13 protein-coding genes are annotated in these 18,567 nt (G+C 69.8%); 1 reads left to right on the top strand and 12 read right to left on the bottom strand.

The window, feature by feature from the left end; all coding sequences use genetic code 11:
• Positions 1-2: 2 nt before the first annotated feature.
• From SNA_RS29990 to SNA_RS29980, 3 genes are all read right to left on the bottom strand, one after another.
• The gene (locus tag SNA_RS29990; protein ID WP_044367732.1) at positions 3-1,931 is read right to left on the bottom strand and encodes an LppU/SCO3897 family protein; all 1,929 of its coding nucleotides are present in this window, start codon (positions 1,929-1,931) and stop codon (positions 3-5) included.
• Positions 1,928-2,851 (bottom strand): protein phosphatase 2C domain-containing protein, encoded by a 924-nt coding sequence (locus tag SNA_RS29985; RefSeq protein ID WP_157880148.1) that lies wholly within the window; start codon positions 2,849-2,851, stop codon positions 1,928-1,930. Before SNA_RS29985 ends, SNA_RS29990 begins: the two co-directional genes overlap by 4 nt.
• 68 nt (positions 2,852-2,919) lie before the next feature.
• Complete coding sequence (locus tag SNA_RS29980) at positions 2,920-3,600, bottom strand: vWA domain-containing protein (protein ID WP_030062950.1); 681 nt, start codon at positions 3,598-3,600, stop codon at positions 2,920-2,922.
• A gap of 686 nt (positions 3,601-4,286) precedes the next feature.
• Between SNA_RS29980 and SNA_RS44490 the strand changes: the two genes are divergently transcribed.
• On the top strand, positions 4,287-6,257 hold the full coding sequence (locus tag SNA_RS44490; RefSeq protein WP_241779907.1) for a DNA/RNA non-specific endonuclease: 1,971 nt from the start codon (positions 4,287-4,289) through the stop codon (positions 6,255-6,257).
• A gap of 187 nt (positions 6,258-6,444) precedes the next feature.
• Here SNA_RS44490 and SNA_RS29970 read toward each other — a convergent pair whose 3' ends face one another.
• From SNA_RS29970 to SNA_RS29930, 9 genes are all read right to left on the bottom strand, one after another.
• Positions 6,445-6,651, bottom strand: a complete 207-nt coding sequence (locus SNA_RS29970; protein WP_030062948.1) for a ferredoxin — start codon at positions 6,649-6,651, stop codon at positions 6,445-6,447.
• Positions 6,648-7,910, bottom strand: coding sequence for a cytochrome P450 (locus SNA_RS29965; RefSeq protein WP_030062947.1), 1,263 nt, complete (start codon positions 7,908-7,910; stop codon positions 6,648-6,650). Before SNA_RS29965 ends, SNA_RS29970 begins: the two co-directional genes overlap by 4 nt.
• A gap of 58 nt (positions 7,911-7,968) precedes the next feature.
• The gene (locus SNA_RS29960) at positions 7,969-8,760 is read right to left on the bottom strand and encodes an ABC transporter permease (protein WP_030062946.1); all 792 of its coding nucleotides are present in this window, start codon (positions 8,758-8,760) and stop codon (positions 7,969-7,971) included.
• A complete protein-coding gene (locus tag SNA_RS29955; RefSeq protein WP_241779906.1) occupies positions 8,757-9,845 on the bottom strand; it encodes an ATP-binding cassette domain-containing protein in 1,089 nt (362 codons plus the stop codon). Before SNA_RS29955 ends, SNA_RS29960 begins: the two co-directional genes overlap by 4 nt.
• 152 nt (positions 9,846-9,997) lie before the next feature.
• Positions 9,998-10,534 carry a hypothetical protein gene (locus tag SNA_RS29950; RefSeq protein ID WP_030062944.1) on the bottom strand — a complete coding sequence of 179 codons (537 nt, stop codon included), beginning with the start codon at positions 10,532-10,534 and terminating at the stop codon, positions 9,998-10,000.
• A 374-nt stretch (positions 10,535-10,908) separates the two neighbouring features.
• Positions 10,909-12,579, bottom strand: a complete 1,671-nt coding sequence (locus SNA_RS29945; RefSeq protein WP_044367730.1) for a flavin monoamine oxidase family protein — start codon at positions 12,577-12,579, stop codon at positions 10,909-10,911.
• On the bottom strand, positions 12,576-14,465 hold the full coding sequence (locus SNA_RS29940; RefSeq protein ID WP_030062940.1) for an alpha-keto acid decarboxylase family protein: 1,890 nt from the start codon (positions 14,463-14,465) through the stop codon (positions 12,576-12,578). The genes SNA_RS29945 and SNA_RS29940 overlap by 4 nt, the downstream gene beginning before the upstream one ends.
• A complete protein-coding gene (locus SNA_RS29935; RefSeq protein ID WP_044367728.1) occupies positions 14,462-16,576 on the bottom strand; it encodes a flavin monoamine oxidase family protein in 2,115 nt (704 codons plus the stop codon). Before SNA_RS29935 ends, SNA_RS29940 begins: the two co-directional genes overlap by 4 nt.
• Positions 16,577-16,582: 6 nt before the next feature.
• The gene (locus SNA_RS29930; RefSeq protein WP_198535161.1) at positions 16,583-18,061 is read right to left on the bottom strand and encodes a Dyp-type peroxidase; all 1,479 of its coding nucleotides are present in this window, start codon (positions 18,059-18,061) and stop codon (positions 16,583-16,585) included.
• Positions 18,062-18,567: the final 506 nt, after the last annotated feature.

Genomic DNA, 18,567 nt, shown 5'->3' with positions numbered 1-18,567 from the left:
CGCTATCTGGGTCTCCAGCACACGGTGTACCCGAGCCGCGGATAGTCCGGGTTCTCCCAGGTCGTCCAGCCGTCCTGGTTGCAGAACCCGGCGTCGTTGTAGGTGCTCGTGCGCCCGGTGACGTAGACGTTCGAGGAGGCGCAGGAGCCGACGTTGGTGAACCGGGCCTTGGGGCCGTCGCCGGATTTCAGCAGGCATTCGCGCTGGGTGGCGTAGCCCGCGTCGTCGGGGTAGTTCATCGACAGGCACAGCATCATGTCCAGGCCGGAATAGCCGCCGGCGGGGATGTGCAGCCACTGGTTGTAGTGCGTCAGCGAATTGCACTTCGCGCTGTCGGAGGTCCCGCGGTAGGCGGCCAGCACCTTGAAGTTCCCCGTCTGGCACGACACCTCGCTCCAGGAGCTGCTGGGGCTGGTTCCGTAGACGCAGTCCCCGCTGCGCGCGTGGTAGGCCGTGCCGCCGGGGCTGAGGTAGCTCAGGCACAGCACACGGTCGTGCTCCGCCGAGGACACGCTCCGGTCGCTGTCGGTCACGCCGTCGCAGCTGTTCAGGTCGGTGGTGGCGGAGTTGATCTGCACCACCTTGAACGCGCCGGAGGTGCAGCTGGTCGGCGTCAGGTCGGAGTGGTTGCCGGTGCCCCTGTCGTCGAAGCAGGAGCCGACTTCGGCGTCCCCGACGGGATCGGGCGTCGGGGACGCCGATTCGGAGGGGCTGTCGGACGGGGTCGGGTCGAGGGAAGTGGAGCCCGAGCCGCCCGAGGAGTCGTCGTACGGGGACGTCCCGCCGCCGTCGTCCTGCGAGACGCTGGGCTGCGTGGAACTCTCCGATGCCTGACCGGACCCACCGCCGGAGTGCCCGCCCACCACCCCGACGATGATCACCAAGATCACGGCGGCGGCGGCAACGAGCGCCTTGGCGGCGGACCAGTTGGGGCCGCCTCCCGGCGGACCGGGCGGCGTCCCCGGCGGGCCCGGGGCACCGGCACGCCGACGGGGCGGCGCCGACGCGCCCTTGCCCCCGTTCGCGGCGGGGGCCGCGGCGGGCGCCGTCGAGGCCGTCGTGGCCGCCGCCGCAAGCTGCTCGGCCCACTGGGCCGGTAACGGCCGGCGCGCCGGATCCGGATCGAGACCGGCGCGGGCCAGGTCGCTCAGCTCCGGGCTGACCGAGGCCAGCGCGGCGGGATCGCGGGAGGTCTGGTCCCGGGCGAAGAGCCGGATGGCGAGCAGCGCGAGTTTGTAGACGTCACTGGCGCGGGTCGCCTTCTCCTCTCCGTCGGGAATCTGCCAGTCGGGCGTCTCGGCCTGGGGCAGGACGCCGGTACCGCGCAGCCGCATGGCGTCGCAGTCGATGAGGAAGCACTCCGGCGGCGTGCCGGTGGTGAACAGCAGGTTCTTCGGGGAGAGGTCGCCGACCGTGATGCCGATCCGGTGGAGCCGGGTCAGCGTCGCGGCCAGGTCGGTCAGCAGCAGCAGACGGTCGCGTTCGCTGACGGACAGCCCGATCCCGGCGACATAGGCATCGTCGTTGAGCAGGTACTCCAGATTCGCCGGCCGCCGGGCCCCCGGTGTGGTGCCGCCCAGGCTCTGCAAGGTGAACCGGAAACGGTCGGGCACCGTACGCATCAGGAACCCACTGGCGCTGCCCTGCCGTTCGACCAGCGCGGCGGGCCAGGCCGTCTTCTCGCACAGCCACCGCCCCTCGGCGGCGCTCAGCTCGCCCGGCAGCGCGACGCTCGCGGCCAGAGCGGCGGCGTCGAGATGCGGCAGTACGGCGGCGTTGTACTCCTTGTAGGCCACCTCCCAGCCGCCGCCGTCGGTCTCGTTGATTTTCTTGTTGGTCACCTCGTGGACCGTGCCCTGCCCGCCCTGACCGAGCCGACGGCCCAGGGCGAGCGCACCGTGGTCCACGGTGGGGACGCGCTCCGACGTCATCGCGCACGCACTGCCGTACGGGGCCAGACCGCCAGCAGCGTCCGGTCGTCGTCGAAGGTCTCCCGGGAGAAGTCCAGGAGATGCGCGAACCACAGCGGCGGGGGAGGCGCGGCGAGCTGCCCGGCGAAGAGCGAGCCGACCTGACCGTCGCCGTCGCCGAGCGGGTCGGCGAAGCCGTCGGTGCCGATCAGCAGCGCCTGATGCTCCGTCAGGCGCATGCTGATCTGCTCCAGGGGATCGGGTACATGAGGCAACGGCGCCACCTCGTTGGACACCACCACGGCATCCGATCCGGTCTTCGTCGCGAACAGCGGGGCGTAGCGCGCACGCCCGGCATCGAGCGTCCAGGCGCCGGAGTCCCCGATGCGGAAGAGCTCGACCAGGCAGCCGTCCCGGTCGGGGCGTACGGTGCCCGCGATCAGCGTCGTCGCGTGCAGGGCCGCCACCTCGGCGGGCTCGGGCTCCTTCCCGTTCAGCCGCCACCGGGTGATCTCCCGCAGCCGCTGCGCCGCGTGGTGGGCGACGTCCTGGAGGTCCACCCGTTCCGGGCGCTGGGAGAGCAGATGGAGGAGGCGTTCCACGGCGGCCCGGCACGCCTCGACGGCGCCGAGTTCGGAACTCGTGGCGCTGGAGACGCCGTCCGCGACGGCGAACACGATCGCGCCGGTCGGCTCGTGCGCGGCGGCGCGGGCCGCATCCTGGCGCGGCTGCCGGTAGTAACGGTGCTTGGCTCCGCGGACGGAGGCGAAACGCAGGGTCAGATCGGGCGTCGACCAGCCGTCGCACTCGGTGTCGGGGTAGTCGTAGGCGTACTGACTTGGTGGCCGGGCCTCGAACTCCGGGCCGGGCGTGCCCACCGGGATACGGAGCCAGGGCGGGGACTCGGGCGGAGGCGGCGGGGTCGGCACGGGCGCATTCATCGGTCGGTGCATCGGTGACTGCATCGGCGGGGGCGGCCCCGCAGGGCCGCCCCGGCGGGGTGTCGTCACTAGCCGACCTCGTCAATCGCCATGGTGAACTGGTCGGGCTTGTTCACCACGAGCTGCGGACTGCCCGAGTTCAGCGCGTGCCCGGAGGCGACCAGGCTGGCGGTGAGCGAGTGGAAGAACTCGGAGATCGCCTGGCCGATGTCGGTTTCGGCCTTGGCGACGAAGGCGAACTCGGGACGGGTCGCCACCTTCACCATGGTGGCGGCCTGGGCGTCGCCGATTCCGCAGGCGATGATGTTCGGTGCGGTCGGTGTCTGGGACTTGTCGGTCAGACGGGCGTGCGGCCGCTGCCAGGAGCCCCGGTCCGTGGGCTGTCCGTCGCTGAGGAAGAACACCACCGGCCGGTGCACCTTGTAGCCCTGGTCCCGCAGCCACTGGACGTCCGCCGGAATCCGGCTCAGCAGATCGTCGAACACCGCCCCGTAGGCGGTCAGTCCCCGGATCGTCAGCTGCGGCAGAGTGGTCTCCGTACGCATGTCCGCGACGGCCAGCCGGACCTGCACATCGTCGGAGAAGCCCAGCACGGCCAGGCGCAGTTTCGCCGCGATCATCGGTTCGGCACGCAGCCCCTCGCACAACGACGCCAAGCCATGTGACAACTCCTGTTGATAGGGCCCCATCGACCCCGACTCGTCGGCCACCACATAGGCCGGCAGCAGTACGCCCTTGGTCTCCGCCATCCGGATCCGTCTCCCCGTTCCTGGTCCTGTTCCGGTGCCGCTTCTGGTTCTGTTTCCGGTCCTGCTTGTGGTTCTGCTCCCGGTTCTGATTCCGATGGTGTTTCCGGTTCTGTTTCCGGTCCCGCGCGTCCTGTCGGATTGGGGGCCCGCAGTGTCAACTCCCTAGGAGCGACTCGACAGTTGAAGTATGTTCCGTGGGCGGGGGTTGACGGAAGTGATACGGGGGTCGAGCTTCGGTGGGGGATCACTACTGGCGGACGGGATCCGGCGAGCCGAAGCTGCCGACGTGGCAGCAGACCCCTCGGGCGGTGCCTCCGCCACAGGGGGAGCCTGCGCCGACTGATGTACGGCCACCGTCCGTGCAGCCGCCGTCCGGCCGGTCCGCCGTGGGGGGAGACGACGCGGGGGGTGAGGCGACGTCGGCCGGTGCGGGCGGGGCGACGTCGGCCGGTCCGGGTGGGGTGCCTTCCGCTGTCGGGGGCGGATCGACGTGGACTGGTCCGCGGCGGCAGCCCGCGCCGCCCGGGGGCCCACCCGTTCCCGGACCGGCGCAGGGGCCGGGGCCGGGACCGGGACCGGGGCCCGGACCCCAACAGCAACAGAAACCCCAAAAGCAACCCCAACAGCACCAGCCGACGCCGCACCGTCCGGCGCCCCGGGCCGCCGCGGCCATCGCCGTGGTGTTCATGCGGCGCACAGGACTGTGGGTGGTGTTCGTGGCCGTCGGCGTGGTCGTCGCCCTCGCCGCCGGACTGCTCAGGGGGCACACCTCCGGGGCACCACAATCCCAACCACCACCACAATCCCAACCGCCACCACAAGCGGATCGCCGTGCACCCTTCGCCGCCGCGCTGGTGAGCCTCGCACTGCAACCCGGGGTGCGGTACCGCACGTCCACCGACGGCTCCACCTGGTCCGAGTCGCGTGTCACCGCCACCGGCGAGGCGCTCGGCGAGGCGCCCTACGACGGCAGCCGCGTCACGACGCTGACCGTGGGCGGCACCACATACGTCAAGATGCCCGGCACGCCGCCCGCCGGGCTGGGCGGTTCGGACGGCCGGACGGGCCTCGCGGGCAAGTGGGTCGCCGGTGCCACCAAGACCGGCGAGGCGGGCACCGCGGGGACTCCCCAGGCCGGGCAGCGCCCCGCAACGCTCGCGAATCTGCTCCTCGAAGCGCTCAACAGCAAGGAAACGACGCTCCCGGCCCCCCACGCTCCGCCCGTGACCGTCGGCGGGGTGCCCGCGCTCAAGGCGACCACGCCGACGGGCGACCTGCTCATTTCGACGGCGCGCCCCCACCGGCTGCTGGAATTCGTCCCGCGTGCCTCACCGGAGAGCGACAGGCCGACCCGTACGCACCTCACCGCACAGCAGGTCGGCCTGCGCAAGCAGACCGCCGCGGACGGCCTCCCGACAGCCGCGGACGGTCTCCCGGCAGCCGTGGACGGTCTCCCGACCGCCGCGGACGGCCTCACCGCCCTCAAGGCATGGGTGAGCACACGGACAGTGGGCGCTTTCACCCTGTCCGAGCTGTCCCGGCCCGAGAGCACAGCCCTGCGGAAAGAGATCCGGGACGACACCAAGCAACTGGCCGGCGCCCTCGACGCCGGCATCACGGCGCATTTCGAGGAGAAGCCCGAACTGAGCTGTTCCGCCGCCGGATGTCAGGTGGGGACCCACATCACCGGCGTCGTCCCCAGCCGCGAGGCCCGGAAGCGGATCACGAGCGGACGGGTCACGGTCCAGCTGACGGCGACGGTGACGATCGAGGGACAGCAGGCCGGTACCTGTACCGCCACCGAGGAACTGCCGCTGGAGAGCGCCGGCGACATCGCGTGCGCCGATGCGGACGCCGGGTCGGTCTTCGTGGAACAGGAGGCGCTCAAGAAGCAGGAGGCGGATGCCGAGTCCCAGGCACAGGGCGGGACACAGGTCCGCTACGACATCCACGCCGTCGCCGACACCTACGTCCGTGTGCTGGCGCAGGTGGACGTGGCGGCGCTGGAACAGGCACAGCAGGACGAGGAGCAGCTGACCGACGAGGCGCCGGCCCCGGCCGACGTGGCCGGCAGGACGGCGCCGACCCGGAACGACGACGAGGATGCGGCGCGGGACTGCACCCGCCCGATCCCGGCACACGCCGACAGGAACGGCGACGGCTGGATCCTCAACACCGTTGGTGCCAAAGGCCGGAGCCAGACCGGCCGGGCCTGTCTGAAGAACCCGCCCAACAACAGCAGCGACGAGCGCAAGGCCGATCCCATCGGCTGGGGTGAGGCACAGGCCCAGGTCCGCAGCCTCGGCCTGAACCCCGAGCACGACCTGGCGAGATGCCACATCATCGCGGCTCGGTTCGGCGGCTCGAACACACTGGGCGCGAACCTCAGCCCCTGCGGACAGCGCGTGACGAACAACGGCGCACTCGGCATGTCGGCGTTCGAGCGCGAAGTGGCCACGGCCCTGTCGCAACAACCCGGCTGTAGCATCCGCTACCTGGTCGAGCCGTTCTTCGGATCCGCCGACAGCAGTATCCCCAAGGGATTCGTCATGATCGCCATCCGCTACTCCCCGACCGGAATCGCGAATCACGTCATCTCGCGATCGGTCCTGAACGTGGTGGAAGCGGGCGGCGGACTCACCAACATCGGCAACTGAAAGCCCGTCCGCGCCCGTCCACGCTCGCCCGCCCGCGCTCGCCTGCCCACCGCGCCGGGGCGCCGACGCCCCGCTCGGACGAGAACGCGCCGTACGACCGCCCAACCGACAAGCGGTGGGCGGTCGTACGGCGATGACAACGCGGCGGGTATCCACCCTCTCCCGGTTCTGAGATCTGTGGGTTTCCTCAGGTCTCTCGCGCTTCGATGACGGTGATTGCCGCGGCGGGGCATATCGCTGCCGCCTCGCGGGCGGCCGCATGGTGCCGGTGTGGCGGCTGGGGGTCACGTAACAGGACCCGACCGTCTTCGTCGTCCTGATCGAACACCTCGGGAGCGGTCAGTGCGCACATGCCGGCGCCACAGCAGCGCTCACGGTCGACGCTGAGTTTCACCGGCCCGACTCCTGGTCCCAGGTGACCGGGAGCCGGTGCACGCCGTAGATGTTCGAGCGGGTGCGCAGTGGTACGTCTTCCGGCGCGACGGCCAGGCGCAGGGTCGGGAAGCGGGTGAGGAGGGCGGGGAAGGCGACGCGCATCTCCACGCGGGCCAGTTGCTGACCCAGGCACTGGTGCGCGCCGTGGCCGAAGCTCAGATGGCCGGTGGCCTTCCGGTGCACATCGAGCGCATCGGGCTCGGGGAACCGTTTCGGGTCGCGGTTGGCGGCCTGGATCGAGACGGTGACCGTTTCGCCGGCCTTGATCAGCTGACCCTCCAGCTCGACGTCCTCCAGCGCGGCCCGGATTCCCGTGTCGGCGATGGTGAGATAGCGCATCAGCTCCTCGACGGTCTGGTCGGCCAGGCCGGAATCGCTGCGCAGGGCGGCGAGTTGGTCCGGATTGCTGAGCAGCGCGAAGGTGCCGAGCGCCAGCATGTTGGCGGTGGTGTCGAGGCCGGCGCCCAACAGGAAGGCCCCGACGCCGGCGAGCTCTTCGTCGGTGAGACCGCCGTCCTGTGCGAGGTCGCTGAGCAGGTCGTCGGTGGGCCGGGCGCGCTTGGCCAGGACGAGTCCGTGAATGATCTCCTGGATCGCGGTGTAGGCGGCCATCTGGTCTTCGAGGGTGGTGCTCTGGTCGGTCACCGCGGCGGTATGGCGCTGGAAGATGTCGCGGTCGGCGGCGGGCACACCGAGCAGTTCGCAGATCATCAGCGCGGGGACGGGCTGGGCGAACGCCGTCACCAGGTCCACCGGGCCGCCGCGGCGCTCCATGGCGTCGAGGTGTTCGGCGGTGATCTCCTCGACGCGTGCGGTCAGTTCGCGCATCCGGCGGACGGTGAACTTGCCCATGAGCAGCCGTCGGTATCGCGTGTGTTCCGGTGCGTCGAGTCCGCTCATATCGCCGGGCGGCGCCGGCGGCAGTTCGCCGGGACCGCCGGGGAGGGGGAGGTGCATCAGCTCGTAGCGTGAGCTGAAGCGGGAGTCGGCCAGTATCGAGCGGACCACGGAGTGGCCGGTGGCCAGCCATCCGAGGTGGCCGTCGGGGTACTGCATCCGGCGCAGCGGCTGCTCCTCGCGCAGCTGTGCCAGCTCGGCGGGTGGATCGAAGGGGCAGCCCGTGGGGCGGGTCGTCGGCAGCGTCACCGGTTCGGAGAGCGGCGCCGCGGCCGGGAGGGTCGGCTCGGTTGGGGGTGGGGTCGAGGGTTGTTGCTGCATGGTGTCCTCCGGTGTGGGGCGAGGTGCATCGATGTAGGGCGAAGAGTGAGGTGGTGACTTAACGCTTGATGCCGCGGTTGAAGGCCGCGCGCGCCCACAGGTAGCCGACCAGGGTGAGGCCGAGGCACCAGGCGATGGCGATCGGCCCGCTGTTGCCTATGCCGGTGCCCATCAGCAGGCCGCGGAGCGTCTCGATGACGGGGGTGAAGGGCTGGTACTCGGCGAACCAGCGCAGTCCGGTCGGCATCGACTCCGGCGGGACGATGGCGCTGCCGAGGAAGGGCAGGAACGTCAGCGGCATGGGCATGTTGCTGGCGGTCTCGACGTTCTTGGCCACCAGGCCCATCGCGGCCGCCAGCCAGGTGAGGGCGACGACGAGCAGGGTGAGGAGGCCGGCGGTCGCGATCCAGTCCACGGGGGTGGCGCTGGGGCGGAAGCCCATCAGGAGGGCGACGCCGACGACGAGCGTGATGCTGACCAGTGTCTGGATCACGCTGCCGGCGACATGTCCGGTCAGGAACGCGGCCCGGGAGATCGACATGGTGCGGAACCGGTTGACGATGCCCTCGGTCATGTCGGAGCACACACTGATGGCCGTCGACAGTGCCCCGGAGGTCGCGGCCATCAGGATGATGCCGGGCGCGACATAGTCGATGTACGCGCCGCCGCCGGTGGGCGTGCCGCCGATGCCGGTGCCCAGCGCGCCGCCGAAGACATAGGTGAAGAGCAGCAGCATCACGAGGGGCATGGCGACGACCGTGACCGTCATGGACGGGTAGCGCAGCGCGTGCTTGAGATTGCGCCGCAGCATCGTCAGCGAGTCTCGGGCGGCATAGGTCATGGCGCTCATCGGGCGTTGTCCTTCCGGGAGTTGTCCTTCTGGGTGTCGTTCTTCTGGGAGTTGTCTCTCCAGGAGTTGAGCGACTCGCCGGATCGCTGCGGCTGTCCGGTGAGGGTGAGGAAGACATCGTCGAGATCGGGGGTGTGCACCGTGAGCGCCTCCGCCTCGATCGATGCGCGTTCCAGGCCGTCGAGGACGGCCCGCAGGCCGGGAACGCCACCGTCGCCGGGGATCTGCAGGGTGAGTGCTTCGGTGTCGTACGCGGGGGAACCGAAGAACGCGGCGGCCGATTCGAGTGCGTCCGCATCGGCGAACCGGAGACGGATATGACTGCCGGGGATCAGGCGCTTCAGCTCCTCCGGGGTGCCCTCGGCGACCAGCTTTCCGTGATCCAACACCGCGATGCGGTCCGCGAGTTGGTCGGCCTCCTCCAGGTACTGAGTGGTCAGGAAGAGGGTGACGCCGTCGGCCACCAGAGCGCGGATGATCTCCCACATGGTGCGGCGGCTGCGCGGGTCGAGTCCGGTCGTCGGTTCGTCGAGGAAGATGATGCGCGGCGTGCCGACCAGGGTCATCGCGAGGTCGAGTTTGCGCCGCATACCGCCCGAGAAGGTGGAGACGGGCTTCTCGGCCGCCTCGGTGAGCTCGAACCGGCGCAGCAGATCGGCGGCGCGCCGCCGGCCTTCGCGGCGTGGCAGGTGGAGCAGGTCCGCCATGAGGAGCAGGTTCTCCCTGGCGGTGAGCAGATTGTCCACTGCGGCGAACTGGCCGGTGACGCCGATCGCGGCCCGTACGGCTTCGGCCTCGCGGACCAGATCGTGGCCGGCGAGCCGGGCCTGACCGGCGTCGGCGGGAATGAGCGTGGAGAGGATCTGCACGGTGGTGGTCTTGCCGGCGCCGTTGGGGCCGAGCAGCGCGAAAATCGTGCCCTCGGGGATGTGGAGGTCGATGCCGTCGAGCACCACCTTGTCGCCGTAGGACTTGGACAGTCCGGTGACGTCGATCGCCGATGAGCCGGTGGGTGGGGGTGCAGGCGCGGGTGTGGGCGTTGCCGAAGCTACGGTCGTCGCCGTTGCAGAGGTGGTCATGGTCATGCCAGGTACATCCTTGTTCTGTTGTCGGTGGTGTAGTCGTGGGCGGTCGGAGCCGGAGCCGGAGCCGGGGGTGGTGGGGGACCTGGGGTGGAAGCTGCCGGTCCGCGGTCAGGGCAGGGGGAGCCGGAGCGGACAGACGGGGCGTTGCCGGGCTAGCGGGCCCAACCCATGAACCCCTGCTGGCCGTTGTGGCTACGGGCGGCCGGGCGGGACCGTGCGTCGGGCTGCTCCAGCGCGGTGGCGACGGCCCGTATCAGCCAGGCGTTGACCGAGAGGCCCTCTTGCCCGGCGGCGCCCTCGATCCGGGACTTGAGGTGGGCGGGGAGGCGGAAGTTGATGCGCGCCGTACCGCCCTCCTCGCCGTCCGGTACCCCCGGCGACACGGGTGGCGGGGACTCGTGCGCCACCACAGGCGGGCCCTCGGCCTCCTTGTACGCTTCCCGGCTCGGCGGCGCCGTCACCACGAACTCCGGGTCGAGCCCCCGCAGTCGCACATCGACCGACCCCGGCGCCAGCTCGCGGGTGATCTCTTCCATGGCGGCCGACAGCGCGTTCAGCAGCGTGAGACGGACCGCCGATTCGAGTGGCGTGGTGAGTCGTTCGGCCAGGTCGCGGGCTTCTTCTCCGCCCGCGTCCGCGGCGACCGCGAGCTCGTGACGGAGGTTGTCGACGTAGGGGGTGAGGTCCATGACTCGATGATGGCATCGCGATGGCGCCATTGCAAGCCTCGATGGCGTCTAAATGGCACCACGTGGCGACGTGGTGCCCAGAAAGGCGCTCCGGCCCCTCGGCCGCACTGTGTTCAAGCTGCCCGGCCCCCGGTGCTCCGTCCGCTCGCCGCCTCCGCGCGTCACGTTCTGGCGCGGTCCATCCCCAAGCGTGGCGCCAAGGTGGCGCCATAATGTGCCGAGGCGCACCCGTCCCCTTCTCCACCCTGCCCCCTGCCCCCGAACCGTGGATTTCGTGCGGAGGTGCGGTCGGGGGCGGGGTCGCGGACAGGCCGCAGGGCGGGCGCAGTGGGGCGGTGTGCCGCACCACAAGCCCCGCCCCCCGGCCCCCACCGTCAGTGCAGACCCTGCGTCAGCGCCACCGAGTCCGGCACCGCCACCTCCTCCGGTGCCGCCAGCGGCATCACGCCCAGGATCTGATGCATGACGTAGTGCGCCGACATCATGGCGCCCTCCTGCCAGCCGGGCAGCGGGGAAATCTGGTCGCCGGTGACGAAGAACGCGTCCACCCCCTCCGGCTTGAGCAGCTGCTTGTAGGCCGTCTTGTGCTGTTCCTTGCCGGGATCCCAGGCCGCCCAGCCGCCCAGCTGGTACGGCACCTTGTGCCAGGCGATGGAGACGCCCTTGTCGTCGGGGACGAGTTCCTTGTCCGCGAACTCCGGGTGCAGTTCGATGGCGCCCTTGCGGGCCAGGTCAAGGCGTTTCTGGGGCGGGAGGTCGCCGAGGTGCTCGGCCGCCTTCTGGAAGTTGTAGGCGCCCGTCAGCGTCCCCTTGTCGGAGAAGTAGTCGTTGGACGGGTACCACAGCTGGGTGATGTTGTGGCCGGTCCAGCTGATACCGCCGTAGATTCCGTCGTCATCGCCGCACGGCCTGTCGACATCGCCTTCCCAGAAACGGCGGTTCGCCTGCCAGCCCACCTTGCAGGTCTCCTCGAACTCCACGACGTCCAGCGCATCCTGGAAGCCGTCCGAGAAGTTGTCCAGGGTCAGATCGCGTAGCACGGGGACCGGGATGTTGCTGACGCAGTAGCGTGCGTGGTCGGAGAACTCGTCTCCGCCCTTCTGGTAGGTGACGGTGACACCCGGATCGGCGGCGACGTCCGAGATCCCGACGGACCGCACCTCGGCGCCGAGCACGAAGCGCGCACCGGCCCGTTTGGCCTCGCGGGCCAGCGCCTTCACGATGTGGTCCATGCCGCCGACCGGCTGGAACATCGTGGCCTGCCACAGATAGTCGACCGGCTGGTAGAAACGCGCTTTCCAGAAACCCGAGTTCACCAGGTCTTCGAAGGACAGCGGTGGGGCCGGTACGGGCCAGTCCTCGATCTCCGGCCGGTCCAGATAGCCGGAGCGGGTCGACCCGCGGTATTTGCCGTTGGTGTCGAGCGCGCCGAACACCCGCAGCAGGTCGCGCAGTTCACCGGTGAAGGCATCCCGGCTGACCAGCGTCTCGGTGAGCAGCGCGGCGAGATGGCCGCGGGTGTCGTTCGCCACCCGCCGGTTGGGCCAGGCGACTTCCGCCGCCGGGGGCCGGACCCGGTTGGCCGTGGTCTCCATGACGTACGGCTCCAGCTCCACACCGAAGTCCCGGCAGTAGCGCAGCACCCGCCGGTGGTGGTACGGGATCCGGCCGGGCCCGAGGTTGAGATAGAGCCCGTCGTCGAAGGCGCAGGTGTGGGTGCGGGTGACGCCGCCCTTGCCGTCGAGTTCGTAGAGCTCATCGCCGTTGCGTGCGGTGCGGTTGCGTCCGCCGACGCGGTTCTGCGCCTCCAGGACGGTGACCTGATAGCCGCGGCTGCTCAGCTCGTAGGCCGCCGTCAGCCCCGCGACGCCGGCGCCCAGGATCAGCACCTTCGCGCCCTTGGCCGGGGCCGCGCCGCCGTCGACGGTGCCGGTCCAGCCGGTGGCCTGCGGTCCGGACAGGCCGCTCATGGCGTGCCGGAGCATCTTCGCGGACTCGCCCACGGGGGCGTCCGGCGAGCCCGGCTGTGTGCCTTTCGGGGTCATCGTGTGGTCCCTTCCGCAGAGGTGCCGGCGGCCGGCGGACAGTTTTCGCGGATCTTGTACGCGAGCGCCTCGGGGTAGTCGCGCCGGTCGAGCCGGACCCGTACGACGACGGGGCCCTGGTTGACCGGGTCCATGGGTTCGGCGATCTTCTTCAGCAGCGCTTCGAGGTCGTCGTGCTTGCGGACGGCGAAACCGTGCATCGGGTGCTTGGCGGAGCCGAAGACGTCCGCGAGCCTCTCGTACTGCCAGGGGTGCAGTTCGTTGTAGAAGTCCCCGCCGTCGGAATCCGGGACGTCGTCCTTGTAGTAGCAGGGGTGCACCAGCATCTGCTCGATGCCGTAGAACCCCTCGTTGTCCAGCACGAACACCACCGGGCGCAGCCCGAGCCGGGCGTGCGTGGACAGCTCCTGGCAGGTCTCCTGGAACGAACCGTCGCCGACGAAGACCAGCGGGCGCTTCTCCGCCTGCTGCCGGCCGAGCGCCACCCCGGTGGCCGCGCCGACCGAATAGCCGATGGACAGCCAGCTGTTCTGCGCCACATACGAGGCGCGCTCCGGCATCTGGAGATTCATCGAGCCGATCAGCGCGAACGCGGCATCGCTGACCACCGTGAACGGAGTGGTGCGCGCACCGGCGTCCTCGACGGTCTGCGACGCGAGGAAGGCGCTGATGTGCCGGAAGAAGCTGTCGTACGTCACCGACTCCGGGTACGGGCCACCGCTCAGGGAGTCCAGATAGGCCGCGGTACTCGCGGGGACGTCGAGACCGGTCTTGCGCGCCTCGGCGAAGTAGTCGGCCGTGAACTGGCCGATGCCGAACTCCTCGACGAAGCGTTTCTCCAGCGCGGGGATGAACTGGGCGAGCTGGACGTCCGGGAAGTACGAGGCGCCGATATGCACCCCTTCGTGTGCGGCGACCGCCCAGTCCTTGCCGATCGACCGCATGCCACCGAGGTTCTTCGACGTCGCCCAGGAGCCCAGCCCGATGCGGCAGCCGGCGCTGTGGAACATCTCGGCCACGGCCGGGCTGCTGGCCTTGCCGTTGTAGACGCCGGAGAAGCCCGGGGTGTCCTCGGAGATGACGGACTTGGCGCCGATGGTGGTGCAGTACGGAATGCCGGTCGACCGCACCAGCCGCTCGAATTCCGCGGCCAGATTGAAGCGGTCGATCTCCTCGCCGGCCCACAGGATCGGGTTGTAGTTGTGGTCCTTCACCAGCTGCACACAGGCCGTGACGGCCGCGTCCAGCATCTGCTTGTTCTTCGCCGTCCGCGGCCGCTCCTGCCGGGTCAGTCGACCGCGCGGCGCGGGGCAGCGGGCCTCCCAGAGGTCCTCCCGCACCTCCAGATAGACCGGCCGGCGGTGCGACAGACAGGCGGTGATCGCGCCGTCGATCTGACCGGGCGCCAGGCCCGGGTGGGAAAGCACCTGAGCGTCCACGGTCACCTGGCGGTAGACGTCGAGATTGCTCTCCGGACGCTGCGACATGTGCGAGGTCAGCAGGCCGATCGCCTGCTGGTTGAGCCACTGCTCGTAGGTCGGCGCCGCATTGATCGCGATCAGCGGCACATACTCGGTGTACGCGCCGCCGACGGCGTTGAGCAGGTTGAACGCGCCCACGCCGTAGGTGACCGCGGCAGCGCCGATGCCCTGCTCGCCGAGCGGGATCTCCGCGTCGGCGACCTTCACCCGGGCGTAGCCGTCGGCGGCCTGTCCGGCGCCGCCCTCGGTCGGAGTGCCCACCCAGCGCACCTTGGTCTTCTCGTGCAGCGTCGACAGGAACGGGCCGAGGTGGTCGCCCGGGACGCCGAACAGATGGGTGATGCCCAGCTGCTCCAGGCGGATGGCCAGATACTCGGCCACGGTGCAGGTCTGTGCGGTGGTCATGAGGTCAGTACGTCCTCTCGCTGGGTGTCCGACGGTGCGGCGGAAGCCCGGCGCCCGCGGGGTGCCTCGGCCGCCGCTGCGGTGCCCTCGCCCGCCGCCGGGGCCCCGTTGACGGCGATCGCGGTCCGTACGGCCGTCTCCACCGCGCCCTCGATCCAGGCGTGCTTGAGCGAGACGTGCTCGCCGGCGAAGTGGACCGGCCCCTCGGCACGGACCGCGTCCAGGTGGAAGCTGGTCATCTGGTGCGGGGTGTAGACCGCCGCCTCGCCCATGGCGTACGGGTCGCGCAGCCAGCTCTGGGTCTGGCCCGCGCCGGTGTAGAAGACCTCGATCCGGCGGCCGTGCACCGACTGGAGGTTGCGCAGCGCATACCCGTACCGCTCGTGGTCCTCCATGGAGTCCCAGCGCGCGGCGTCGTCCGACCAGGAGTAGCCCGCCAGCACGACGCCTCCGGGACTGCCCGGGACGGGGTGCGAGGGGTAGTACATGAAACGGTTGGGGTTGTCGGTGGTGGACCCTCCGCCGTAGGCATGGGTCGCCGGCCGTACGCCGCCGCCCGGCCAGGAGTTGCGGTAGTAGTCCACCTGCTTCTTGCTGATCCGCGACTCGTCCACGCTCGGGTGGGCGCCGAGCAGCCCGGTGGGCAGGTCCCGCGCGCCCTTCGGAACGGCCGCGGCCTCGGCCGGATCCTCACCCGCCTGCTGGTAGTAGGCGTACAGGTCGGGCGCGATGGCGTTCAGCTCCCGCTTCCAATCGGCCTCGGTGAACTCCCACCAGCGACGCGAGAACTCCAGCAGCACCTTGGTCGCCTGGTCGTAGTGGGTCTCGATGACCGCACGGCGCTTCTTGTACGAGAAGGGCGGGGTGACGGCGGTGAACCGCAGGCTGGAGAACGGGATGGTGACGATGGCCAGATCGGCGGTCCAGGTCTGGAGTTCGCCGTACGGGTCGCCCTCGGGCACGGTCTGGACGGCGACGGCGCGGCCGGCCGGTCCGGCGAGCGTGCCGTGCGAACCGTCGCGGCCCGGGTCGTAGTACTCCAGCCGGACCATCCGCTGGCCCATCACGAGTTGGTCGCCCAGGTCCTTGGCGAGCGCCTCGGGCAGCTTGTGGCTGCCGCCCTCGATCTCCCAGTACGTGGCGGCCGGGTCGATGTCGCTGCGCCCCAGGAAGCTGTGGAAGAACGCCAGATGCAGCCGCGAGGTCATGTTCTCGATCGTGCCGATCGCTTCGATGGCCTCATCGCTGAATCCGGCGTATTCGCGCAGGAAACGCCCCATCGAATAGCCGTCGAAGTCCCGGATGACCCCGGCCCAGCCGTCCAGCCATTCCTTGAAGGGCTTTTTGACCCGGGTCCCGTCGTCCTTGAGCTCGGAGTAGTAGTCGCGCACCGGCTCCAGGGCCTGGTTGACCATCTCGGCGACGGTCATCCGGGATTCACAACCGGTCAGGTGAAAGCCCTCGTTGATGACGGAGGGGTCCTGCACGTACTGGGCGCGCCGGGTCTGGTGGCGGTTGGTGCGGATCCAGGTGTGATTGCGTTTGGCCGGCTCCCGGAAATTGGGGCTGGGGTCGCCGTTCGTCCAGACCTTGCCGTCCTTGAAGGACCGGTAGACGACCGGCGGAACGGGCGCGTTCTGATTTCCGGTCTTCGGATCGATGTCGACGTTGAAGAACAGCCGCCGTTTCAGCCCGAGTTTGTCGATCAGCGCCAGCGTCAGCGGATGGAAGCTCGGCAGCCGCATCGCCCCGGCTTCCGCGTACTGCGCGGGGTCGGTGAAGGGCGAGGGCTTGCCCTTTTCGGTGTGGAAGGTCTTGATACGGCCGCCGACCCGGTTGGCATTGGCCTCCAGAATCGTCACATCGTGTCCGGCACGGGTCAGCAGCGAACCGGCGACCAGACCGGCGATGCCCGCGCCCACGATCAGGATGCTCTTGCGCTCGGCGGGCTTCTCCAGGCCCTTGTCGATGAGGACGTCGAGGTAGCGCAGCTTGAGGTCCTCATTGGCCGGTTCGGGACCGACCAGCAGCAATTCCCGGGCGAGTTGCTGGTATGCCCGCGCATTGGCGCGATCGACGGCGTTGCTTTCCCGAGAGGTGGTGTGGTCCACGCGCGTTCAGCCCTTCCCGTGCAGCGAGGAGTGCGCGGCCAGCCGCCGCAGAGTGGTGACGGAGGGAGTGAAGGCGTAAACAGCACCGGTGGTGTGGACGAACCGGTCCATCGACACGGTGCCTTTCTCACCACCGGCCAGCACCATGTGCGCGTCCGGATCCCCCTCCTTGGTGATCCCGGTCAGCTTGTCGATGCCATTGGGGGCGCCCGCCTTACCGGGAACGAATTTCGGGCTGTTCGACCAGTCCCGCTGCACGAACTCGAACTGCCGCTCCAGCGAGGTGCCGTAGCACACAAACATCAGACCGCGGTCGGTGTCCGGCATCTGCTCCGTGTACGCGGGCCCGTACGGAATGCCGCGCCGCATGATGCGGTGCTTCTGGGTCTTCTCGAAAGAACGCGGATGCGTCCGGCGGATATGCGCGGCGCACGGGGTGTGCTTGCCTTCCGGGTCGTTCTTGTAGGTGAAGTCGTTGGCGCTGGAGCCGACGCCCGTCAGTGGGTTGTCGCCCGGGTCGAGGGGCGTACCGTCCTTCTTGCGCCCGACCAGACAGGCGCCCAGCCGAACCGGATCGATGCCGCTGCCGTTCCCCGTGAACTTCTTCGCCTCGCGCTTCACCGCGGCATCCCAGCCCTTGACGTCCTGCCGCAGCCGGCGCACCACCTGGAGTGACCCGTTGCGGAGCCATTCCGGCCGCGCGATCTTCTCGCCGCTCTCGTCCGGATAGCCGAAGACGAACTCGCCGGCCTCGACCAGCCGGGCCCCGGGCCGGTTCTCCCGGAATTCGGGATGCTCGCGGTCCGGGCGGTGGAAATCCTTCACTCCCGGCTGGGAAATACCGTCCTTGTAGCCGAAGTGCTCGTGCCCGCGCAGTTCTCCGGTCAAGGTACGGCCGTCGTCCTGATGGACGAGCGTGACCCCGTGCGCCGCATCCGCCGCCTCGATGTTGGCGAGCTTCTCTTTGAGCGCGGTCTCGGTGTCCGAGGCCACGATCAGGAGCGCGTGTACGGCCTTGTCACCGGCGCCGAATTTCCAGTTTCCGGGTGCACTCTCATCGACGTCGCCGAGCCCCGCCGCCCGCGCGGCCGCGCCCTCCACAAACGCGGGGGACTGCTGCTTCAGGTCCTCCGTGATTTTCTTGGGATCGCGGGCGACCTGGAGCAGGCCGTCATAGGTGAGGGACACTCCGACCCAGGTGGCGGTGAGGGCGGGATCCTGGCCATAGGCCCGGCGGGAGAGCGAGAACTCCTCGTTGAAGTCCTCGACCGTCGCGGTCACCGAGATGGTATTGAGCATGACGGACAGCCAGCCTCGGCCGCCGACACCCTTGTCGTCGGGGAAACGCACATAACGAAACGCCATGTAGTCCTTGTTGAACGCGGCCAGGATGTTGCCCTGAATTTCCCTGGACCGGCGCAGCGGGGGCACGGGCATCTGCTCGATGTCCGGTACGGCTGTGGGACGCGCGGAGATGGTGGTCACTGATCTTTTCTCCTTCTCGGGAAGCAGTACGCGCGCAGGCGAATTCCGCTCGGGCGCACGGGCGCACGGGGGCTGAGGGGGAGGGGGGCGAGGGGGAGGCTGAGGGTGAGGGGGAGGGGCTGGTGGGGGCGGGCGTGGGGGGAATTTGGACGTGGGGGATGGACGTGCGGGGATCGGTGTGTGTGGCGCGCAGGGATGGGAGGGGGGAAGGGCGTGGGGATGGGCTCGCGGGCGTGAGCTTTCGGGCGTGGGCTCGTGAGGGCGTGGGCTCGCGAGGGCGTGGGCTTTCGGGGGGAAGCACGCAGCGGCAACACCGACGGCACACCAAGGGCCGCCGGTGTTGGGCTTGCGGTGCCAGCCCAACACCGTCCTTGGCCACCCGCATATGCAACGACGCCAACCGGAGCACCGGGGCTACTCGAACCGGTGAGGCCGACGTGGTGGGGGTGAAAAGCATGGAGTGAGGGGTGCCGGAGAGGCAGGTGGGGCGGGGCGGGGGGGGGGGG

Origin of the sequence: Streptomyces natalensis ATCC 27448, from assembly GCF_000935125.1 — a bacterium.
Lineage (GTDB): Bacteria > Actinomycetota > Actinomycetes > Streptomycetales > Streptomycetaceae > Streptomyces > Streptomyces natalensis.
Note: the sequence above shows the minus strand (reverse complement) of the source record. Positions and strands in the feature narration are given on the sequence as shown.

What these genes read in the sequence shown, in the direction of transcription:
- SNA_RS29945 (WP_044367730.1), bottom strand. Translation starts at nt 12,579, where the DNA reads ATGACCCCGAAAGGCACACAGCCGGGCTCGCCGGACGCCCCCGTGGGC.
- SNA_RS29980 (WP_030062950.1), bottom strand. Translation starts at nt 3,600, where the DNA reads ATGGCGGAGACCAAGGGCGTACTGCTGCCGGCCTATGTGGTGGCCGAC.
- SNA_RS29955 (WP_241779906.1), bottom strand. Translation starts at nt 9,845, where the DNA reads ATGACCATGACCACCTCTGCAACGGCGACGACCGTAGCTTCGGCAACG.
- SNA_RS29985 (WP_157880148.1), bottom strand. Translation starts at nt 2,851, where the DNA reads ATGAATGCGCCCGTGCCGACCCCGCCGCCTCCGCCCGAGTCCCCGCCC.
- SNA_RS29940 (WP_030062940.1), bottom strand. Translation starts at nt 14,465, where the DNA reads ATGACCACCGCACAGACCTGCACCGTGGCCGAGTATCTGGCCATCCGC.
- SNA_RS29950 (WP_030062944.1), bottom strand. Translation starts at nt 10,534, where the DNA reads ATGGACCTCACCCCCTACGTCGACAACCTCCGTCACGAGCTCGCGGTC.
- SNA_RS29990 (WP_044367732.1), bottom strand. Translation starts at nt 1,931, where the DNA reads ATGACGTCGGAGCGCGTCCCCACCGTGGACCACGGTGCGCTCGCCCTG.
- SNA_RS44490 (WP_241779907.1), top strand. Translation starts at nt 4,287, where the DNA reads ATGCGGCGCACAGGACTGTGGGTGGTGTTCGTGGCCGTCGGCGTGGTC.
- SNA_RS29965 (WP_030062947.1), bottom strand. Translation starts at nt 7,910, where the DNA reads ATGCAGCAACAACCCTCGACCCCACCCCCAACCGAGCCGACCCTCCCG.
- SNA_RS29960 (WP_030062946.1), bottom strand. Translation starts at nt 8,760, where the DNA reads ATGAGCGCCATGACCTATGCCGCCCGAGACTCGCTGACGATGCTGCGG.